Annotated in this window: 18 protein-coding genes and 2 tRNA genes; 13 read left to right on the forward strand and 7 right to left on the reverse strand. The window is 69.8% G+C overall.

The genetic code is table 11. From position 1 onward, the window contains the following. Window positions 1-42 precede the first annotated feature (42 nt). Window positions 43-273, forward strand: coding sequence for a hypothetical protein (locus ACQPZQ_RS00885; protein WP_433290993.1), 231 nt, complete (start codon window positions 43-45; stop codon window positions 271-273). 37 nt (window positions 274-310) lie between these two features. Then, window positions 311-1,327, forward strand: coding sequence for an MsnO8 family LLM class oxidoreductase (locus ACQPZQ_RS00890; RefSeq protein ID WP_433290995.1), 1,017 nt, complete (start codon window positions 311-313; stop codon window positions 1,325-1,327). A 70-nt stretch (window positions 1,328-1,397) separates the two neighbouring features. On the opposite strand, the gene ACQPZQ_RS00895 is transcribed toward ACQPZQ_RS00890, so the two are convergent. Further along, window positions 1,398-2,513, reverse strand: coding sequence for a family 16 glycosylhydrolase (locus tag ACQPZQ_RS00895; protein WP_433290997.1), 1,116 nt, complete (start codon window positions 2,511-2,513; stop codon window positions 1,398-1,400). 336 nt (window positions 2,514-2,849) lie between these two features. Here ACQPZQ_RS00895 and ACQPZQ_RS00900 point away from each other — a divergent pair, with 336 nt between their 5' ends. Together ACQPZQ_RS00900 and ACQPZQ_RS00905 are read left to right on the forward strand one after the other, a co-directional pair. Continuing rightward, on the forward strand, window positions 2,850-3,488 hold the full coding sequence (locus ACQPZQ_RS00900) for a response regulator transcription factor (RefSeq protein WP_433290999.1): 639 nt from the start codon (window positions 2,850-2,852) through the stop codon (window positions 3,486-3,488). Window positions 3,489-3,631: 143 nt separating this feature from the next. After that, a complete protein-coding gene (locus ACQPZQ_RS00905; protein WP_241042384.1) occupies window positions 3,632-3,907 on the forward strand; it encodes a GlsB/YeaQ/YmgE family stress response membrane protein in 276 nt (91 codons plus the stop codon). 87 nt (window positions 3,908-3,994) lie between these two features. On the opposite strand, the gene ACQPZQ_RS00910 is transcribed toward ACQPZQ_RS00905, so the two are convergent. Beyond that, window positions 3,995-5,047 carry a histidinol-phosphate transaminase gene (locus ACQPZQ_RS00910; protein WP_433291002.1) on the reverse strand — a complete coding sequence of 351 codons (1,053 nt, stop codon included), beginning with the start codon at window positions 5,045-5,047 and terminating at the stop codon, window positions 3,995-3,997. Window positions 5,048-5,126: 79 nt separating this feature from the next. Between ACQPZQ_RS00910 and ACQPZQ_RS00915 the strand changes: the two genes are divergently transcribed. From ACQPZQ_RS00915 to ACQPZQ_RS00940, 6 genes are all read left to right on the forward strand, one after another. Further along, on the forward strand, window positions 5,127-5,828 hold the full coding sequence (locus tag ACQPZQ_RS00915; RefSeq protein ID WP_433291004.1) for a dienelactone hydrolase family protein: 702 nt from the start codon (window positions 5,127-5,129) through the stop codon (window positions 5,826-5,828). A 168-nt stretch (window positions 5,829-5,996) separates the two neighbouring features. Then, window positions 5,997-7,964, forward strand: a complete 1,968-nt coding sequence (locus ACQPZQ_RS00920; protein ID WP_433291006.1) for an acetoacetate--CoA ligase — start codon at window positions 5,997-5,999, stop codon at window positions 7,962-7,964. Window positions 7,965-8,021: 57 nt separating this feature from the next. Continuing rightward, window positions 8,022-8,111 (forward strand) — tRNA-Ser (locus tag ACQPZQ_RS00925). A gap of 56 nt (window positions 8,112-8,167) precedes the next feature. Further along, window positions 8,168-8,243: transfer RNA gene (locus tag ACQPZQ_RS00930), tRNA-Arg, on the forward strand. 696 nt (window positions 8,244-8,939) lie between these two features. Then, on the forward strand, window positions 8,940-9,665 hold the full coding sequence (locus ACQPZQ_RS00935) for a DsbA family protein (protein WP_433291008.1): 726 nt from the start codon (window positions 8,940-8,942) through the stop codon (window positions 9,663-9,665). A gap of 36 nt (window positions 9,666-9,701) precedes the next feature. Then, window positions 9,702-10,751: a MauE/DoxX family redox-associated membrane protein gene (locus ACQPZQ_RS00940; RefSeq protein ID WP_433291010.1), complete on the forward strand. Its 1,050-nt coding sequence runs from the start codon at window positions 9,702-9,704 to the stop codon at window positions 10,749-10,751. Window positions 10,752-10,774: 23 nt separating this feature from the next. Here the strand turns inward: ACQPZQ_RS00940 and ACQPZQ_RS00945 are convergent, their stop codons facing one another. After that, window positions 10,775-11,500 (reverse strand): SDR family NAD(P)-dependent oxidoreductase, encoded by a 726-nt coding sequence (locus ACQPZQ_RS00945; RefSeq protein ID WP_433291012.1) that lies wholly within the window; start codon window positions 11,498-11,500, stop codon window positions 10,775-10,777. Between the two features lie 92 nt (window positions 11,501-11,592). Then, window positions 11,593-12,300: an acetate uptake transporter family protein gene (locus ACQPZQ_RS00950; RefSeq protein WP_433291014.1), complete on the reverse strand. Its 708-nt coding sequence runs from the start codon at window positions 12,298-12,300 to the stop codon at window positions 11,593-11,595. A gap of 936 nt (window positions 12,301-13,236) precedes the next feature. Between ACQPZQ_RS00950 and ACQPZQ_RS00955 the strand changes: the two genes are divergently transcribed. Together ACQPZQ_RS00955 and ACQPZQ_RS00960 are read left to right on the forward strand one after the other, a co-directional pair. Continuing rightward, complete coding sequence (locus ACQPZQ_RS00955; RefSeq protein WP_433291016.1) at window positions 13,237-13,911, forward strand: hypothetical protein; 675 nt, start codon at window positions 13,237-13,239, stop codon at window positions 13,909-13,911. Window positions 13,912-14,064: 153 nt separating this feature from the next. Then, window positions 14,065-15,465 (forward strand): sensor histidine kinase, encoded by a 1,401-nt coding sequence (locus ACQPZQ_RS00960; protein WP_433291018.1) that lies wholly within the window; start codon window positions 14,065-14,067, stop codon window positions 15,463-15,465. Here the strand turns inward: ACQPZQ_RS00960 and ACQPZQ_RS00965 are convergent. After that, window positions 15,398-16,123 carry a response regulator transcription factor gene (locus ACQPZQ_RS00965; RefSeq protein ID WP_433291020.1) on the reverse strand — a complete coding sequence of 242 codons (726 nt, stop codon included), beginning with the start codon at window positions 16,121-16,123 and terminating at the stop codon, window positions 15,398-15,400. The two genes, ACQPZQ_RS00960 and ACQPZQ_RS00965, sit on opposite strands and share 68 nt — an antisense overlap. Window positions 16,124-16,271: 148 nt before the next feature. Then, window positions 16,272-17,159, reverse strand: coding sequence for an aminoglycoside phosphotransferase family protein (locus ACQPZQ_RS00970; protein ID WP_433291022.1), 888 nt, complete (start codon window positions 17,157-17,159; stop codon window positions 16,272-16,274). A gap of 125 nt (window positions 17,160-17,284) precedes the next feature. Between ACQPZQ_RS00970 and ACQPZQ_RS00975 the strand changes: the two genes are divergently transcribed. Beyond that, on the forward strand, window positions 17,285-17,593 hold the full coding sequence (locus tag ACQPZQ_RS00975; RefSeq protein WP_433291024.1) for an antibiotic biosynthesis monooxygenase family protein: 309 nt from the start codon (window positions 17,285-17,287) through the stop codon (window positions 17,591-17,593). A gap of 63 nt (window positions 17,594-17,656) precedes the next feature. Here the strand turns inward: ACQPZQ_RS00975 and ACQPZQ_RS00980 are convergent, their stop codons facing one another. Continuing rightward, window positions 17,657-19,051, reverse strand: coding sequence for a selenium-binding protein SBP56-related protein (locus ACQPZQ_RS00980; RefSeq protein WP_433291026.1), 1,395 nt, complete (start codon window positions 19,049-19,051; stop codon window positions 17,657-17,659). Window positions 19,052-19,185: the final 134 nt, after the last annotated feature.

Below are 19,185 nucleotides of genomic sequence, written 5' to 3' on the forward strand. Positions count from 1 at the left end.
GCGGTCCCTCATCCCACTCCCCACGATCTCGGAGGTTCCCCAATGTCCCAGCAGTCGTCCGGTCCCGAGCAGCCGGAGCTCGTCGACGAGCCCGCGCCGGAGGCCACCACCGAGGCTGTCGAGGCCGAGCCCGCCGCCGAGGCGGGGCCGCTCAACCGCGCTGCCCGCAGGGCGAAGCCCAAGCAGGCCGACCCGTCCCACGTCGGGCCCCGGTCCGGGTTCGCCCCGGCGGGCCGTGGCGGGCGGAGTCACACCAAGCGCCGCATCAGCTGACCTCGCACCGGACCGCCCCGTGGTGGGGCGGTCCGGAATGCGTGTCGCACGGCGCGTGTTGCGCCAGATGATGTTTCCGCAGGTCCGGCTCTCGCTCCTGGATCGCTCACGCACGCGGGCCGGGGAGCCCGACGCCGCGGCGCTCCGCCACACCGTCGAACGCGCGCGGCGCGCCGAGGACCTGGGGTACCACCGGTTCTGGGTGGCAGAGCACCATGCCGTCCCCGGGATCGCGAGCGGGAGCCCTCCGGTCCTCATCGCGGCTGTCGCCGCCCGCACCGAGCGGATCCGCGTCGGCTCGGGTGGGGTGATGCTCCCCAACCACCAACCACTCGTGGTGGCCGAGCAGTTCGCGATGCTCGAGGCCTTGTACCCCGGCCGAATCGACCTGGGCGTGGGGCGCTCCCTCGGCTTCACCCCGCCGGTGCGCAGAGCGCTGCGGCGCGATTCGGCCGCCCCAGACACGTTCGCCGCCGACCTCACGGAGCTGCGGGCCTACCTCGACGGCTCGGCGCCCGTCACGGTGCGTCCGCGGCTCGCGCTGCCCGTGCCGGTGTTCGTGCTGGCCACCAGCCGGGGCCTGGCGATCGCCGGAGACGCCGGCCTCCCGGTCGTGCTGGGCGGGCCCGTGCTCGACGACGAGCGGATCGGCGAGAAGCTGGCCGACTACCGGGCCCGCGTCCGTGCTGCCGGAGCAGAGCCCTACGTCGTGGTGTCGCGGGACGTGCTCGTGGCCGACTCGGTGGCGGCGGCCCGGGAGCTCGCCCTGCCCGAGGCGTGGGCGTTGGCGGCCGCTCGCACCACGGGGCAGTTCCCTGCCCTGGAACCGGCCGACGTCGGCCGTCCGCTCTCGGCCCGGCAGCGCAGCCTCGTCGAGGAGGCGGTCGACCGCACCGTGCACGGTGACGAGGAGACGGTCGCGGAGGCCCTGGCCGGGCTGCTCGCGCGTACGGGCGCCGACGAGCTGCTGGTGTCGACCTCGACGTTCGACCGCGCGGCCCTGCGCGACTCGGACGCGAGGCTCGCCCGGATGTTCACCGCCGTCCGAACATGAGCCCGGAAACGACTCGTCCCGCCCGGTGGGGAGCGCCGGGCGGGACGAGTGGACGTCGATGCGTCAGCGACTACTTGTAGATCCGCATGTAGTCGACGTACATCTCGGAGGGCTTGGGGGAGCCACCGTCGGGGAAGTAGTCGAGCTGGATCGTCGGGTGCATCTTGCCGGGCGGCAGTGTCTTGCCGTCGGTGCTCTCGAACCACTTCTCGCCGTCGATGTAGCCGGTGACCCGGCCGTCGACCCACTCGACGGCGTAGTTGTGCCACTGGGTGATGTCGATGTTCTTCTTGGCGTACTTCTGCTGGTTGCTCGAGCTGTAGTGCAGGAAGAACGACACGTCCTTGGACGCGCTGGTGGTCTCGGCGAAGTCGATCTCGCCGCCCTCCGGCCAGTCCACGTCGCTGGGCCAGAGGATCAGCACGGGGTGGTACTGCGAGTCACCGGCGGGGAACTTCGCGCGCATCTCCCACTTGCCGAAGCGCTGGCTGTCGCCCCATGCCATACCGCCGGTGTTGCCGTCGGAGTCGCCGCGAATGACCAGCGAGCCGTTCTCGACGGTGACCGCCTTCTCGCTGCGGGTGCCGTTGCCGCTGTGGCCCTCGCCCTCGTAGAGAGTCCACTTGGAGCTGATGCTCCCGTTGAACTCGTCGCCGCCGACCTGGGTCCAGCCCTTGAGGAGGCCGGCCTGCTTGCCGTCGCCCGCCGGCTTCACGAGCGGGGCCGGAGGCGGAGCCTGCTTCTTCTGTGTGTGCTGGGTGGTGGAGGTGGGGCCCTCCGAGGACTCGCGAGCGTCCTGCGGGGCAGGGGGTGCTCCCGTGACCGGGTCGGGGAGGGGGAGGTTCGGAACAGTCGGGAGGTCGACCGCCGTCGCGGGGTCGTTCTGCACGATCGCGTTGCTCAACTCGGGGGCGGCGAGTTCGGCGTCGTCGGCGGGCCGGAGGGTGGTTGCGACAGTGGTCGCGATGAGCATCACCGTGGCGCCGATGGCGAGGGGAGCCAGCCTGCGAGTCAGTGAGCGCTGGGGGAGCGGGTCGGTCGTGACAACGGCGTCGACGCTACCGCCGGGCCGGCGGTGCCGGCCGGTGCTCGTCACGGTGGGGGAGCCGTGCTCTGCGGAGATCCGTGCGATCAGCTCGGTCGGGGACTCCGGGCGATCTTCCGCAGCGAAGGTAGTCCGTCGCATGAGGCGGAACCTTAAAGAAGGAGGGGCCAGATGATCAGCAATCCTGAGAGCCACGGTTGCGCGTGCGCGCCAACAGGTCGGTCAGACGCGCCAGAATGCCCTCAGACGGACGTACGGGAGCGCTTCCGTACTCCGTTCGGAGTACCTGACCTCTCAGCAGTCTGAGAGGTTCCACTCAACTTGAGCAACAGTCGCTCCGTTAGACGATTGTTATCGGCGTCCGACTCCGACAAGCTTGGGGTGATGCTCCCCGCTGCTCCCCCGGGGGGTGCGTCCTCGTACGTGTCGGCAGTGATGCCGACACGTGTGTCCGTACCCCCGAATGACCACGTCCTCTTGGCGCTACCCCCGACGGCCGCGTCGTCTGCCGTGCTGCGCAGCCTGCGGTCCGACGGAGTGTCGATCAGCCCCGTCAGCGACGGCATCGCGGTGCTCGACGCCGTCCGTTCCCGTGAACCGGGGCTCCTGGTGCTCGACGTCGAGCTGCCTGGGCCGGACCAGGCGGCCGTGCTGGCGGCGGTCCAGAGCGAGGCGCCGAACGTGCCGGTCATCGCGGTCACCCCGCGCGAACGCCGCGCGGCTCTGCTCGGTCAGCTGCGTGGTGACCGCGACGACTACCTGCTCCGGCCGTTCGCCGTCGACGAGCTGGCCGCGCGGATCAGACTCCGGCTGCGGCTCGGCACGGCCGTCGAGAACACGGTGATCCGCCACGGCGAGCTGACCGTCGACACGGAGCTCGGCGAGGTCACGGTCGACGGCCAGGCGGTGTCGTTGTCGCCCACGGAATTCGCAATGCTGATGGCATTGCTCGCTACTCGGGGTGAGGTCGTGTCACCCGATCGCCTCGCCAGTGCCGTGTGGTCCGAGACCGCTTCGGCAAATCTCGTGCAGGTGTACATCTCCTACCTGCGTCGCAAGATCGGTGCGGAGCGGATCCGCACGGTCCGCGGTGAGGGATACGTACTGGAGCCCTGAGAGTCAGGCGAAGCGTGAGCGGCGACCCGATAACACTTCGGGTGTCATCCGGTCTCCTGACGTGCAGGTTCGCTCACCCCGTGCTACCCAATGCAGCACAGGGCCGCGCGGGGTCGGTCCTGCCGAGACCTCGGGAGTTTGCAGTGACCATCACCGGGATCATCACAGCGATCGTCATCGGCGCCATCATCGGGTTCGTCGGCCGGCTCGTGGCCCCCGGAAAGCAGAACATCCCGATCTGGCTGACCATTCTCGTCGGGATCGTGGCCGCTTTCATCGGCACGGCCATCGCCAAGCTCTTCGGTGTGGCCAGCACCGGTGGAATCGACTGGATCGAACTCATCCTGCAAGTGATCGTCGCCGCCATCGGCGTCACCATCGCGGCGGGGGCCTACAGCAGGCGTGGCGTCACGCGCTGACTCCATCAGCACCACCACCGCGGCCCGGTCCCGACAGCCCGTCGGAGCCGGGCCGTGGTGTCTCGGGAACCGCAGGCCAGGGCTACGTCAGTCGACGAACGACTGCGCCGCGGCCAGGAAGGCGTCGTTCTCCTCCGGCGCGGACACCGTCACTCGCACCCCGTCCGAGGCGAAGGGACGGACGATGACCTTGTTGTCCAGGCAGTGCGCGTCGAACGGTGCAGTGCGCTCGCCGAGCGGGAGCCACACGAAGTTTGACTGCGTCGGCGGCACGGTGTAGCCGGCCTGCAGCAGCACATCACGCACCCTGATCCGCTCGCTCTGCACGTCCGTGCATGCGGCGAGGAGCTCGTCGGCGTTGTCCAGCGCCGCGATCGCACCGGCCTGTGCCACGGAGCTCACGCTGAACGGCGAGCAGACCTTTCGCAGGGCCGTCGCAACCTCGGGCGTGCTGACCGAGTAGCCGACCCGCAGCGCGGCGAGCCGGTACGCCTTGGAGAACGTCCGCAGCACGACGAGGTTGGGGTAGGCGTCGAGCAGGGCCATCCCGTTGACGGCGGCGGGGTCGTCGACGTACTCGAAGTAGGCCTCGTCCAGTGCCACGAGGACGTCCGGGCCGACAGCGGTGAGCAACCGCTCCATCTCGGCGCGGGTGACGACCGTGCCCGTGGGGTTGTTCGGGCTGCAGACGAGCACCAGGCGCGTCTTCGGGGTGACCGCCGCGATCATGCCGTCGATGTCGTGGCGGAAGTCGGCGTCGAGCGGCACCCGCCGCATCGTGGCGCCACCGATGTGGGCGACGATCGGGTAGGACTCGAACGAGCGCCATGCGAACACCACCTCGTCCGACGGTTCGAGGCAGGTGGCCTGCACCAGTTGCTGGCAGATGCTGACCGACCCGCACCCGATGGAGATCCGCCCGGTGTCCACACCGAGGTGTTCCGCCAGGCGCGCGGTGAGTCCGGTGACGGCGAGATCCGGGTACCGGTTGCCCGCCGCGGCGGCCTCGGCGATCGCGGCGAGCACGGGTGCCGTCGGCGGCAGCGACACTTCGTTGCTCGCGAGCTTGATCGCTCCGGCGATCGCGCGGCCGGGCACGTAGGCCGGGAGCGTGTCGAGGTCGGGGCGAATCAACGGCATGCCGACACCCTATGTCTGTGACGTCCTCAACGTGGTGCCGCCACCCTCCCACAGCTCGAGCCGTGACACCCTTGTCGTCATGACCGAGATCAGGACGGAGACCGTCCCGCTGGTCGACGGCAGCGCTCTGCGGCTAACCGTGGCAGAGCCGGACGGCCCGGTCCGAGGAGGGATCGTGGTCCTCCACGAGGCGCGGGGCGTGACCGAGGCCGTGCGTGGTCTCGTGCAGGGACTGGCGGGAGACGGGTGGCTCAGCGTCGCACCGCACCTCTACCACCGCGACGCCGCCGACGAACTCGACGGCGCGGCCGACGACGAGGTTCAGCAACAGGTCGACCGGCTCGAGGGTGAGCAGATCATGGCCGACACCGACACCGCGTTCGGCTGGCTCGCCGAGCACGACATCAGCGCCGACCTGATGGGCGTCATCGGCTTCGACCTCGGCGGCTCGGTCGCTCTGGTGGTGGCGGCACAGCGGCGGCTCGGTGCCGCGGTCACGGTGGCGGGCGAGGGTATTGCGGTCGCGCCCTCCGCGAGCCTCCCGTCCCTCATCGAAGCCGCGCCCGACCTCACCTGTCCCTGGCTCGGGATCTACGGGGAGACGGCCGACGGGGAGCCCGACCCCGATGTCAGCAGGCTCCGCGATGCGGCGAGCTCGTCGGAGGTGGCCACGGACGTCGTCGTCTACCCGCGCAAGGGCTATCGGTTCGACGACGACCCTGAGGTGGCGGGCGACGCCTGGCAGCGCACCCTGAACTGGTTCGACTCCCACCTTCGCTGAGCCGCTGAGGGCCTCCGTCGGCATGGTTTGCGCACCCACACCTTCCGCTCCCCGGGGCGCCCTGCGGTGGGGCGCGCGCCCATACCCGAGCCGGTCGCGCAGCGCCTGTCCCTGATCACCCCGGTCGGCGCTGGCGCGACCGGGCGGCGGGCTTGCATGCTGGCCGACATGGTTGCGTCCGAGATCCCCACCGTGCTCTGGACTCCCGACCCGGAGCACGCCGGCCCGATGGTCGAGTTCTGCGAGTGGGTGCGTGAGCACCGCGGGCTCGACGTGTCCGACTACGCCGCGCTCCACGCCTGGTCCGTCGATGATCTCGAGGGTTTCTGGTCCGCCGTCGCCGCGTTCGAGGGCGTTCGCTTCCGCTCACAGCCGACTGCCGTGCTGGGCTCACGGGAGATGCCGGGCACCGAGTGGTTCCCGGGGGCGACGCTCAACTACGCCGAGCACGCGCTCACCCCCGGCCCGGGCCGCCAGGACTCCGACGTCGCGGTCGTCTTCGCGCGGGAGGACGGGCTGGAGCGCATCGTCACCCACGCGGAGCTGCGGGAACTCGTCGGCCGGGCCCGCGCCGGTCTGGTGCGCTCCGGAGTCGGCCGCGGCGACCGGGTCGTGGCTCTCGCCCCCAACAGTGTCGAGACGCTGGTGACGTTCCTCGCTGCCGCCAGCCTCGGCGCCGTCTGGTCGTCCTGCTCGCCGGACTTCGGAGCGCGTGCCGTCCACGATCGGTTCGCGCAGATCGAGCCGGTGGTCCTGCTGGCGGTCGACGGCTACGTCTACGGCGGGAAGCGGTTCGACGTCCGTCCGACGATCGACGCCCTCCGCGCACAGCTGCCCACGCTGAAGGCGACCGTGCTCGTCCCTTACCTGGACGAGGCGGCCACGCTCGACGGCACCGTGCCGTGGAGCGAGTTCACCGCGACGCACGCTGCTCTGGAGTTCGAGCCCGTCCCGTTCGACCACCCGCTGTGGGTGCTGTACTCCTCCGGCACCACCGGCCTGCCCAAGGGCATCGTGCACGGCCACGGCGGGATCGTCCTGGAGCACGTGAAGGCGCTCGGGCTGCAGATGGAGCTCGGCCCCGGCCAACGCTTCTTCTGGTTCACCACCACCGGCTGGATGATGTGGAACCTGCTCATCGGCGGGCTCCTGGTGGGCACCACGATCGTCTTGTTCGACGGCAGTCCGGGCCACCCCGACCTCGGTGCGTTGTGGGCGCTGGCGGAGCGGCACGACGTCACGTACTTCGGAGTGTCGGCGCCGTTCGTCCAATCGTGTCTCAAGGCCGGGCTCCGGCCCCGGGACCGGTACGAGCTCGGCTCGCTCACGGCGATCGGGTCGACCGGTGCGCCGTTGTCGGTGGAGGGCTTCCGGTGGATCGCCGACGCCGTCGGCGAGCACATCCAGATCTGCTCGGTGTCGGGCGGCACGGACGTGTGCGCCGCGTTCGTCGGTTCGGCACCGCTCGTCCCCGTGTGGCTCGGGGAGATCTCCTGCGCGTCCCTCGGTGCTGCCGTCGCCGCCTACGACGAGTCCGGCAAGGAGCTCATCGACGAGGTGGGTGAGCTGGTGATCACCAGGCCGATGCCGTCGATGCCGGTGTCGTTCTGGAACGACCCGGACGGCACCCGGCTGCGCGAGGCCTACTTCGAGGACTTCCCCGGCGTCTGGCGCCACGGCGACTGGTTGCGTGTCACGCCGCGCGGCTCGTACGTGATCTACGGCCGCAGCGACTCCACGCTCAACCGCGGCGGCGTCCGGATGGGCACGGCCGACTTCTATGCGGTGGTGGAGGGTTTCGACGAGATCGTCGATTCCTTGGTGATCGACACCACTCAACTCGGCGCCCGCGACGAGGGTGCCCTGCTCTGCTTCGTCGTGCTGGCGCCGGGGGCCTCGCTGGAGGACGTCGAGCCTGCGTTGCGGCGTGCCCTGCGGACCGAGCTGTCGCCTCGGCATGTGCCCGACCGCTTCATCGTCGTCGACGCCGTGCCGCGCACCCTCAACGGCAAGAAATGCGAGGTACCGGTGAAGAAGATCCTGGCAGGCGTGGCCCCGGAGAAGGCCCTCAGCCGGGGTGCCCTCCAGAACCCCGACGCGCTCGCCCCGTTCCTCGCGCTGGGGAACGGGGGGTAGTGATCCGGGCGGATCGGCCTGTGTACGCTGGGACCCGCTGGAGGCCGAGAGGCCCCGGGAGGCTTCGCCTAGTCTGGTCTATGGCGCCGCACTGCTAATGCGGTTTGGGGTCACCCCCCATCCCGGGTTCAAATCCCGGAGCCTCCGCGCCTGGAGCGGTCGGGTAAGATCGACCGCGACGGAGTACGACAACTGAAGAGCACGCGCCCGTAGCTCAACGGATAGAGCATCTGACTACGGATCAGAAGGTTAGGGGTTCGAATCCCTTCGGGCGCACCATGCTGACCTGGCGGTTCTCCGAGACGGAGGGCCGCCGGTCTCGTTTCAGGAGCCTGTGGGTGCTCCGGCGGGTCGGCCGGCCCGGGAGACCGCGGGAGCCGGCACAGCCGATGAGCTGCCCGGACGCCCCCCAGATGGACGATCGGGGACATCCGTGGTGCCCCCGGCGTCCAGCAAGCGGCAGAACGGCTCTCAGCGGTCTGATTCGGGGGAGTGGAGCCATCGCGTCAGCACCGGCCGGCCCCGGGATGTCTCCACGGCCGCCGACAGGGCTGCGGCCGGTGCGCCGGGGTCACCGTCCATCGGGCCGACAACACCACGCGGCTGATCAAGATCAACCAACGAGATGATCACGAAATTGTCACTCTGAAGAGTTGGTTCCGCCGGGAATGCACCTGAGTGGCGTAACCCGCGTGATCGGAGGCAGTTAAGCCGATCGCCACTGTGCGGCTCCACAGTGGTGGGCGCTTCACGGATTCCGGCCTGAGCGCTCCGGAGCTCGACACCGACCTGCTGATCCGTTGGTTCGCGACCGCAGGTGCTCTGTGCGCGGCCGACGAGGAAGGACTGCGGCGTGTGCTGACCCGAATTCGACATCAGCATGACTCGAGCGCCGCGCCGGTCGGCGAGAATCGGGCGACCATCGCAGGTGGTGGGCCGCCTCGCGGCGGTCGCCGGACGCGGGCCGTCGTCGGGTTGGCGATCGTCGTCGCGGTGACGGCCGTCGGCCTGATCGTCCAGTCGGAGCGCAAGGCGATGCAGGCGGCCGCGGCACCGATCCCGGTCAGCACGGTGACCGCCCGGTATCCGGAGGCGATGGACCCACTGACGGGTGTGGTGACCGTCGGCCTGTCCACCGCCACCGCGACAATTGATCTGTACGAGGACTTTCTGTGCCCGGCGTGTGCGCTGTTGTACGACGCTTACGACGAGCAGATTCGGGCCGCCGTGGAACGCGGCGAACTGCGGGTCCGCTTCCACCTGTTGCCCTTCCTGGACCGCTTCTCCAACCCGGTGGGCTACTCCGGTCGGGCCGCCAACGCCGCGATCGCCGCCGCCGAGGGCGGAAAGTTCGTGCCCTTCTACTCCAGCCTGTACGAGGCGCAGCCGGCGGAGGGCTCGGCCGGCTACACCGATGCGCAACTGCTGGCGCTGGGTCAGGCGCTCGGGCTGGGTCCGAAGTTCGTGGACGCGGTGGAGCGCCAGCGCTATGTGCCCGCCATCCAACGTGACTACCAGCATGCGCTGGCAACCGTGGGCAAGGAGCACTACCAGGGCAACTTCAGGACGCCCACGATCGTCCACGACGGACAGCTTGTGACCTACGAGAACCAGGGCCGGCTGATCGACTGGCTGGGCCCGCTGCTCGACGAGGCCGAGGCTGCAACAACCCCCGCTCACCATCGGCCGCCGCCGCGCTGAACACAGCGGCCCCTCGTCTGCGTCTAGGAGCACACCATGAGACTCCGGCTACCCAAGCCGATCGTCGCCGACGAGACGCCCACCGTCGAGTTCGAGGGGCCGACCCAGCCGATCCGGCGCCAGGCCGAGCAGGCCGGCCGGTCCGACCGGGAGAGCGCCCGGGCGACCGAACCGAGCCGTCCCGCGCGTGAGGCCGGCATCACCCGGCATCGACGGACGCGGCTGCTGGACGTGATCGGCACCCTCGCGCGGCTCGGACTCGCCATGGTCTGGGTCGTCTCCGGAGTGATCAAGCTGCTCGATCCGGGGCAGACCTATCTGGCCGTCAAGGCCTACGACGTCCTGCCCACGGCGATGATCGGACCGGTCGCCGACGCGCTGCCGCTCGTCGAACTCTGCTTGGGCATGCTGCTCCTCGCCGGGATCGGCGTCCGGTTCACCGCCGCTCTGAGCGCCGCGCTTCTGCTCGTCTTCATCGCCGCGGTCGGCCAAGCGTGGATGCGCGGCTTGACCATCGAATGCGGGTGTTTCGGTGGCGGTGGAGAGGTTGCCGCCGGCGACACGCGCTACGGCCAGGATCTGCTCCGCGACGTCGCTTTCCTCGCCCTCGCCGGTTGGCTCGTCCTCCGGCCTCGCACCTGGGCTTCCCTGGCGGGGACCATTCGCCGGGCGCCGGCCTCCGACGCCGAGACCGAACCGCCACGGGCCGCACGACCGTCGACAGCCGCCGGTCCCACGAAACCCGCGCCGGCACCGCAGACCGCAACCGCGCCCCCGTCGGCCCCGGCGAACTCAGCCGACTCGGCTTCTCACGAGCGGCTCGTGCAGCAGATCGCCCAGGTCAAAGGTGTGCTCGCGCAGACGCGGCGACAACTGCGGGCGCTCGAGCGGGCACACGCGGCCCAGACTGCACGCGCCGATCGCGCCGAGGCCGCCCGCGACGCGGCGCTGGCCCATGCCGCGGCGGTCGCGCAGAAGCCGAGGACCACCCGCGTCGCGATCATCAACAGCGGGAAGGTCACCGGGATCGAGATGAGGACAGGCAGCCGAGCGGAGGAGTTCTCCGCGGCCTGGCCGACCCGCTGACACCGGCACGGGACGAGACGCGGTCAGGTGGCGGCGGCACCGCAGTCGACTGCCAGGGTCGAACCCGTGACGTAGCGCGCCCGGGGCGAGGCGAGGAACAGGATCGCCTCGGCGATCTCGCGTGCTCGCGCCGTGGGCTCTCGGCCAGTCAGGTTTCTCGCGAGAGTCTCGCCCCACTCGACACCGGCGCTCTCGGAGCGGACCGGTCCGGGCGCGACGCTGTTGACCCGGACCCCTTGTGGGCCGAACTCCGCCGCCCAGGTCCTGGTCAGCGAGGCGAGGGCAGCCCTGGTGGCGCTGTAGCCGGAGGCGCCGGCGACCCCCATCGAGGCACCCATCGCGGCGACGTTCACGATGCTGCCCCGGCCCTTGGCCAGCATGGCGGGAGCGAGTAGTTCCGTCAGGAAATAGGTGGCGCGCACATTGGTGTCGAACATGTCCTGGAACGAGGCGACGTCCTGGTCCGCCGTCAGCCCGGTCGGGGCGCCTGCCGCGTTGTTGACCAGGATGTCGACTTCTCCGGACTGATCCGCGAGGTTCTGGATCGAGTCGAGATCCCTGAGGTCGGCCGCGATGAATCGGACGTCTCCGCTTTCGCCCGCGATCTCGGCGGCGGCTTCCTTTCCCCGTTCCGTATCACGGCCGGAGATGATGACTTGCGCGCCTTCACGAACCAACAGGCGCGCCACGTGGGCGCCGATCCCGGCCGAGCCACCGGCGACCAGGGCGGCGTGACCCTCGAGCTCCATCGGATCAGCGTCCTTTCCTCGACCCTGAAGGAGCCGCCACCGCGCGACAGGGTGCATTCGCAGTGACGGCTCGGGCTGTCATCGGCCTGTCTTCACGCCGGGCTGGGCCGCGGGCAGGTGGCGGGAAGCCGCACGGTGCGACGCTTGCCGATCGGCAGGACCGCTCGCTCGGCGGTGGCCTCGAGCATCATCGCGGCGGCGAGATACCAGGCCAGCACGGCGGCGGCGAGCAAGACGTAGGCACCGATGGTCTGGATCGCGGTCACGCCGCCCAGCAGCGCGATCGCCAGTAGTACGGAGCTCGCCGCCAGCGTCGCCAGGACAGTGGTGAGCGCGATGTTCTCGGCCGTGGCGGCGATCGCACCGACCAGTGTGATCGCGGACAGCACGACCAACCAGAAACCGAAGGCGACAGCGGCGGCGGTGTCGGTGGTGGCGGGGGGCAGCACGGCCAGCGCGATGAGCAGGTTGTAGAGGCCGTAGCCGATCCAGAACGAGCCCCAGATGCCGTGCATCGCGGTGGCCAGCCCGTCGCGGGACACGTAGGCCCACATGGCGGCGAGGAGTTCCGCGATCCCACCGGCGGCGAGGGCGAAGGGGAAGAGGATCTGCGGGGCCTCGGTCGTGCCGTACCAGCCGGCCAGGTTGGCGGCGACCATGAAGGTCGCCGCGGCGAAGCCGAACAGTCCGAGAATGGACGGCGCAGCAACCGGCAACAGCGCAATGGCGGTGTGGTCGCGCGGGTACCCGTACCCGGTCGACTCAGCGGCCGTCCCGCACCCTTCGATGTCGGTGCTCAATTCGCCTCCGGATCCGTGGCCGTTTCCCGCCCGTGCATTGCCTGGGCCGGGTCGGGTGTCCAAGCCGGTATCTCTGTTGTTGCCGGGGCGAATCTGACACCGGGACATGACGGCGGCCGAGAAATCGAGGATGCGTGTGGCGTCGGCCCGCGCCACGGTTCGTCCCTACGTGGCGCGAGCCGTTGCGATAAGGCTGACGTTCGAGCGGGCGGATGTCGTCATGGCTTCCGGCCATCCTCACTACCGGCTGGCCGGAACCCCGGATGTGCGCTGGCGGTGCCCCATGGGACGTTTCGGACGAACCCCCCAGGACCGGAGAAGTGCTGCGTGGAGGGGCTGCGCATACCGGGCGAGTCCGAACGAAGCACCCGCCGCGGCGAGGAGCATTGGTGTGACGATGCTTACTCGCTGGTCGCCGGCGAGATGGCCGGGGATCGCACCGATCTTGTACCGGGCCGACGGCCATGTTCGGAGTGGGGTGACGGGCACCTGTGGAGATCACGCCGAGGTACGTGGAGACCCCGTGCGCGGACAGTGTGCGACCGGGCGCGAGACGTCACAGTGCGCGGCGGCACGAGAAGCCACATGGAGCTGGTCGGGCCTCGTGAAGGGCTGCCCGGTGCGGGTAACTCTTCCTGCATCGCGTCCGTGATGAATCGGATGGAACAGGCATGAGAAGTGCGGCTCCATACCACGAAGCTCTCCGGCCTCGGTGTTGAGACCGGAGCCGGTTCCGCCGGCCGCGTTGCAGGTCGACTCAAATCTCTTGGCTACCTGGGTCACAGAGTTGATGAAGCCAGGTAGCGTATGGACTCGCAGTGGGAGCTACCTCTTGCCATCCGTTTACCCAGCAGTGGCCCGGTGCTTACGCGGTACTCCTTAGAGTCTAGGAATCCGCTGATCTCCAGGCCCAACGCCAGATCGAGGTGATGGCCGATGGTGACGCACGAGACCGGGACCGGCTCGGGCATCCTTCGAACAGCGAGTCCGAGCGAGGCGGACGTGATGGCGGCCCGTGCCGCCACCCGCGAGCTGCTAGCCAATGACCCCGTCTTGGGAATGCTCGGCCTTCACGCATCACGCATCCTGATCGTCGGACCTGAGATGAAGGTTCCTGACGACGGCTACTACCTCACGTTGGACTGGACGGGCGAACCGTGGGGATCTGACACGGTCGCCGTGCAGAGGGGCCCGGAGATCGTCGTCCTGCAGAGCCTGCAGGTGTCGGCCCACAAGAGCACGGCGGACGGTCGGCCGGACGGACGGTCGCAACGTACGTTCTCGGCACTGCTGGATCGCGCCGAGACCGTCCTCAGGGGCTCGGCGATGAGCATCCCCGAGCCGCTTCTGCGAGTCACTCCACGAGGTCGTGGGCTCACGCGGCTGGACAAGGACGGCGAGCACGTGCAGTTGTTCGCCGCCTTCGACGTGCTGTCCCGGGCCAGAAAGGTGCGCGAGGAGCCTCGGCGCCAGAACGCCCGGGGATCCTGTCCGAGGCAACCCGTACGTGACGGTGCAGCGTTACTCGACCTGCCGCCGTGGAAAGCATGTGGCGACCTCGGTACGCCCGGCACCGGCACGCCGAACGGAGCTGCCCCCAGCGTCAACTGAACCCTGGGAAATCTGATCTCGTCACGCCCTCCGAAGCGGTTCCGAACCCGTTTCCGTGAAGGGCGCTGGAGTGACACGTGCCGTCGGGCGAGGCATGCTGGAGTGCCCACCGAGCGCGGTGACAGCAGCGCCGGCGGAACGGAGACGACGCTCGTGCGCACTCGAATCATCGGTTTGGCGGTGTGGGCCTCGGTTCTGGCCATCGTCCTCTTCGGCGTGCCATTGGCCCTGGCGGTGCACCAGTACGCGTTGCAGGCCGAGCGCGGCGAGCTCGAGCGGGTCGCCAACGCCGTCTCGTTCACGGTGGCCTCGGACGTCTATGACGGCGAGCGAATCGATGAGATCAGCGGGCCTGGACTGATCAAGGTGGCGGTGTACGACCAGCACGGTAACCAGCTGGGAGGAATGGGGCCGAGAGGCGAATCCGAGGTCGGCGAGGCTCTCGGTGGCGGTATCGGCAGCGGAAAGGTCGCCGGCGACCTGGTCGTCGCGGTGCCGGTCACACACGACGACGACGTGATCGGGGCGGTGCGGGCGTCCGCGCCCGAAAGCGCGGTCATGCAGAGGGTGGTGCTGGTCTGGGCCGGTATGGCCGCGCTCGCCGCATTGGCGGTCGCCGCCGCCTGGCTCGTCGGGCGTCGGCAGGCCCGGCGGCTGGCCCTCCCGCTCGAGGACCTGGCCGTTGCCGCCCGTCGGCTGGGCGAGGGCGACTTCAGCGTGCGCACCCGGCGAGGCGGGATCCCGGAGATCGATTCGGTGGGGAGCGCACTCAACGGCACCGCCGGGCGCCTCGACGACCTCCTCGCCAGGGAGCAGGCGTTCTCCGCAGACGCCTCCCATCAGCTGCGGACGCCGCTCGCGGGCCTCCGGCTTCGGCTCGAGGCGGTCCTCGAACGACCGGACGACGAGCTCAGGGCGGCCATCGCGGCGAGCCTCGTCGACGCGGATCGGCTGGAAACGACCATCGACGAGCTTCTCGCCCTGGCCCGCAACAAGCGTGCCGCACAGACTGTCCCGATCGATCTCAGCGCATTGCTGGCCGAGATGTCGCCGGAATGGTGTGCGCGCCTGGCGCTCCAGGGGCGCAACCTCGAGCTGAAGATCGATTCGGGGGCCCAGAACCCGTCCGCGTCCACAGCCGCCGTTCGTCAGATCCTCGGGGTGCTCATCGACAACGCGACGGTCCACGGCTCGGGAACCGTCACGGTGGCGGTCCGCGAGTCCTCGGACGCCGTGGCGATCGACGTCTGCGACGAGGGCGCAGGCGTGTCCGATCCGGAGAACGTGCTCTTCACCCAACGGGCCGACGAGCGGAACGGGCACGGTATCGGCCTGCCGTTGGCACGTCGCCTCGCGGAGGCCGACGACGGACGGCTCGAACTGACCCAGCGGACACCCCCGGTGTTCACGCTTCTGCTGCCGTCGGCCGTCGCCGAGGACCCGGTGGTGGAGCCGGCGCCGGGCGACTCGCCACGAGCGACCGCGACTAGCGAGCCACGCCGTCGCTGGTCGGTGGGTCGAGTGCCAACCGATAGCCGTGCCCCCGGAGCGTGACGATCTCCGGGACCTGGGCTCCGGCCAGCGCTGCCATCTCCGTCATCTTGCGGCGAAGTGCCGCAACGTGGACATCGAGAGTCTTCGTCGAGCCGAACCAGTTCTCGTCCCACACCTCGGACATGAGCGTCTCGCGGGTGAGCGCCACGTCCGGTCGGGCGGCGAGGCAGGCCAGCAGGTCGAACTCCTTGGGGCGGAGGCGCAGTTCCTGCCCGGAGACGGTGACACGACGCCGGGACACGTCGACGACCAGGTCGCCGATCGACCGGACCGGCGGTGCGGCCCCGGTCGCCTCGTTGCGGCGGAGGTGAGCACGGATACGGGCATGGAGCTCGGCCAGCCGGATCGGTTTGACCAGGTAGTCGTCCGCGCCCGCCTCCAGCCCCACCACGACGTCCATCTCGGCCGCCCGTGCTGTCAGGATGACGAGAACGCAGCCGGGTTGAGCGCGCCGGAGCTGTCTGCAGACCTCGACACCGTCGAGATCGGGGAGGCCGAGGTCCAGCAGGACGAGGTCGACGACGGTGGCGGCGGCCCGTGCGAGGCCGCCCGCGCCCGTCTGCTCCCATATCACCTCATGGGCGTGGCTGCGCAGGCTCGACGCCAGAACTTCGCCGATCGTCGAGTCGTCCTCTACCAAGAGGATGCGACTGGCCACTTGGCCATCCTTGTCCCCGAACGCGCGGTCAGCCAGTCAGCGGCAGGGTGTCCTGCCGAATTGTCGCTGTGCGACTGGTCGGTCAATCCCGCAGCCGTCGTCGGGGGCACGGCCCACGTGGGGCCGGCAGATCCCACCTCGTCGAGGCTCAGGATCGCGAGAACTCCTCGAGCACGTCGGCGGCCACCCGGCCTGCTTCCGAGGCGGCGGCCGGGGTGGCGTCGGGCGAGTCGATCGTGATGAGGGCCTTCCACAACGCCCAGCCGCGCCCGCGCGCCCACATCGCGTCGTCGGCGGGCATCGCGGCCCGGAACGCCTCGCGGCTCTCCCCGTCGAGGAGCGTCCATGCGACGACGAGGTCGCAGGCGGGGTCGCCCACGCCGCAGGTGCCGAAGTCGATGACCGCGGCAAGCCTCCCGGCGCCGTCGACGAGGAGGTTGTTGGCTGCCACGTCGCCGTGGAACCACACGGATGGACCTGACCAGGTGGCCGCGAGCGCGTCCTCCCAGGCGGCGGTGGCAGTGGCGGCGTCGATGCGCGGACCGAGCGCCGCGATGGCGTCGCGCGTTTCCGCGTCGTAGACCTCGAGTGGGGCGCCGCGGTAGAAGCAGTGCGCGCCGGCCAGCGGCCCGCCGGCCACGCTGATCTGCTGCAATGCCACGAGAAAGCCGGCGAGGTCCTTCGCGAAGGCGTCGAGGTCGGCGATCCGGTCGCGAGTGGTGATGCGTCCGTCGATCCACCGGCGGACCGACCACGGCCACGGGTACTCGCTGCTCGGTGCACCGACGGCGAGCGGAACGGGGATCGGGAGCGGCAGGTGCGGTGCGAGCCGCGGCAGCCAGGTGTTCTCCTTCGCGACGCTGCGCACGTAACCCTCGGCGGTCGGGAGCCGCACCGTCATGGTGTCGCCCAGCCGGAATGTGCGGTTGTCCCAGCCGTCCACCTCGACCGGAACGACGGGGAGGCCCGCCCACTCCGGAAACTGCGTGGCGACCAGTCGCGCGGCGAGGGCGGAGTCGATCTGGTCGCGGTGCACGGTCGGCCATCCTGCTGGTCTCTTCGCACGCAGGCGACCCATTTCCTCGTCGATCCCGCGCGGGAGTGGCGATCGGCCGCTGCGGGAACCCCTGGCACGGAGCCCGCAGGAAGGAGAAGGTCCACATGATGACCGTCGTCACCGGGGTGACTCTCAAGACCGGATCCGAGCCGGAGTGGGACGCAGCGATGCGGGAGCGACTGGCGGCCGCCCGTGGCCGGCCGGGATGGGTCGCAGCGCAACTGCTCATCCCGCTCGACGGCCAGAACAAACGCGTGGTCATCGGGACGTGGCAGAGCCGTGCCGACTGGCAGGCCTGGCACGAGGACGAGGCGTTCGCCGAGACCCGGGCCAGGATGGAGGGTCTCCAGGAGGGCGAGAGCGCGATGTCCTGGAACGAGGTCGTGGTGGACGCGCGCGGCGAAGGGATCTGACCGCGCCCCGGCGACGAGCTCGGCCGGCTCGCCGCCGGTCAGCGCCCGGGTGCGGCAGCCCGGTCAGTGGTAGCAGTAGGAGTCGGAGGAGGCGTCGCCGCCCTGGAGTCGGATCTGGTGGACGCGCAGGCCGCGGAAGTCGTCCTCGTGGGGGAAGAAGTCCTGGTCGATGGTGAGTCCGCCGGTGGGGTCGACGTCGAGTTTGGTCATCCAGGCGCCGACGCCGTCGGGGTAGAACTGGTCGTCCCAGGAGCCGTAGAGGGAATTGGTGAAGTAGACGCGGCGCCCGTCGCGGCTGACCTCGACCATTTGTGGGCCACCCGAGAGTGGCATGTCGGGTCGGGCGGGGTGGGCGGCGCGTTCGATGATGCCGCCCAGGCGCACCGAGCCGGTCTGGCGGGGGTGGGCGGGGTCGGTGACGTCGAACTGTTTGAGTTCTCCGGTGCCCCAGCAGGAGACGTAGAGGAAGCGGTCGTCGACTGAGAGGTCGATGTCGGTGACCAGTGGGGGGACCGCGGCGAAGGGTTTCAACGCCGGGGGCAGCAGGTCCGGGTCGGCGGGCTCGGCCGGGATGGTGATGACCTTCTCGACCTGCCATTCCCCGTTGTCGCGGTGCCAGCGCCAGACCGAGGCGGACAGGTCCTCGGTGGAGATCACCACGCCGACGAAGCCCCAGGTGGCGTCGGGGTCGTGGGAGGGGCGGACCTCCAGCACCATCTGGTGCTGGGCTCCGAGGTCCACGCTCTGCTGGTGCTGGCCTTTGGCGAGGTCCCAGAAGTGCAGGTGGTGGCCGTATTTCTGGCCCAGCAGCAGTTCGGGTACCACTCCGTTCTCGATCATCGAGGGGCTGCCCCATTCGCTGGAGATCAGCACGTTCTGGTTGAGGTGCCACCAGGCGTCGTAGTGGAGGTGCTGCGGGCCGCGGTCGGTCTCCCAGGCGCGCAGGACATCGAAGCTGTCGTGGTCGAGCAGTGCGATGCCCCCGGGCCCGTCGTCGTCGCCCTTGGCGCCGCCCAGGCAGGTCAGGAACACCCCGTCGGGTCCGCAGTGCAGGGTGTGCGGGCGGGAGTAGCCGGCCTTCTCAGAGAGTTCGGTGGCGTCGATGGTCTTGACCAGTTTGGGCTGGCGCGGGTCCGGGCCGGTGTCCAGGACGTAGATGTTGGATGAGCGCAGCCCGGGCACCAGCAGGTAGCGCCGGGCCAGCCCGGCCATGTCGTGGCCCTCGTGGCGCAGCGCGCTGCTGCAGGCGTTCCAGCCGAAGTGGTGCAGCTCATCACCCAGTCCGGGCACGTCGGTCCAGCCCACGACCCGCCCGTAGCTGTTGGACTGCGCGTTCACATCGATCACGGTCATCGCGTCGCTGCGCTGCCCGGCACGGTCGAATGCCACCACGTAGGCCAACTCCTCACCAGGAGCAGCTGCGGCGTCGGCGGCGGACCGGTAGAACGTCGGATCCATAGCGGGCCTCCTCGTCTCGGTGCCTCCCTGCGTGACGGTAGGCGCCTGCATCGACCAGGTGAAGCGCGCCGCACGCGGTTTTCGGAATAGGCGCCTTCGAATCAGGGGCTTTTAGACATGTTCATGGTGAATGG

The organism is Pseudonocardia sp. CA-142604, assembly GCF_050948475.1.
In the GTDB taxonomy this organism is placed as follows: domain Bacteria; phylum Actinomycetota; class Actinomycetes; order Mycobacteriales; family Pseudonocardiaceae; genus Pseudonocardia; species Pseudonocardia alaniniphila.

What these genes read in the sequence shown, in the direction of transcription:
- ACQPZQ_RS00890 (WP_433290995.1), top strand. Translation starts at nt 311, where the DNA reads ATGCGTGTCGCACGGCGCGTGTTGCGCCAGATGATGTTTCCGCAGGTC.
- ACQPZQ_RS00885 (WP_433290993.1), top strand. Translation starts at nt 43, where the DNA reads ATGTCCCAGCAGTCGTCCGGTCCCGAGCAGCCGGAGCTCGTCGACGAG.
- ACQPZQ_RS00895 (WP_433290997.1), bottom strand. Translation starts at nt 2,513, where the DNA reads ATGCGACGGACTACCTTCGCTGCGGAAGATCGCCCGGAGTCCCCGACC.
- ACQPZQ_RS00975 (WP_433291024.1), top strand. Translation starts at nt 17,285, where the DNA reads ATGATGACCGTCGTCACCGGGGTGACTCTCAAGACCGGATCCGAGCCG.
- ACQPZQ_RS00955 (WP_433291016.1), top strand. Translation starts at nt 13,237, where the DNA reads ATGGTGACGCACGAGACCGGGACCGGCTCGGGCATCCTTCGAACAGCG.
- ACQPZQ_RS00980 (WP_433291026.1), bottom strand. Translation starts at nt 19,051, where the DNA reads ATGGATCCGACGTTCTACCGGTCCGCCGCCGACGCCGCAGCTGCTCCT.
- ACQPZQ_RS00915 (WP_433291004.1), top strand. Translation starts at nt 5,127, where the DNA reads ATGACCGAGATCAGGACGGAGACCGTCCCGCTGGTCGACGGCAGCGCT.
- ACQPZQ_RS00940 (WP_433291010.1), top strand. Translation starts at nt 9,702, where the DNA reads ATGAGACTCCGGCTACCCAAGCCGATCGTCGCCGACGAGACGCCCACC.
- ACQPZQ_RS00945 (WP_433291012.1), bottom strand. Translation starts at nt 11,500, where the DNA reads ATGGAGCTCGAGGGTCACGCCGCCCTGGTCGCCGGTGGCTCGGCCGGG.
- ACQPZQ_RS00910 (WP_433291002.1), bottom strand. Translation starts at nt 5,047, where the DNA reads ATGCCGTTGATTCGCCCCGACCTCGACACGCTCCCGGCCTACGTGCCC.
- ACQPZQ_RS00920 (WP_433291006.1), top strand. Translation starts at nt 5,997, where the DNA reads ATGGTTGCGTCCGAGATCCCCACCGTGCTCTGGACTCCCGACCCGGAG.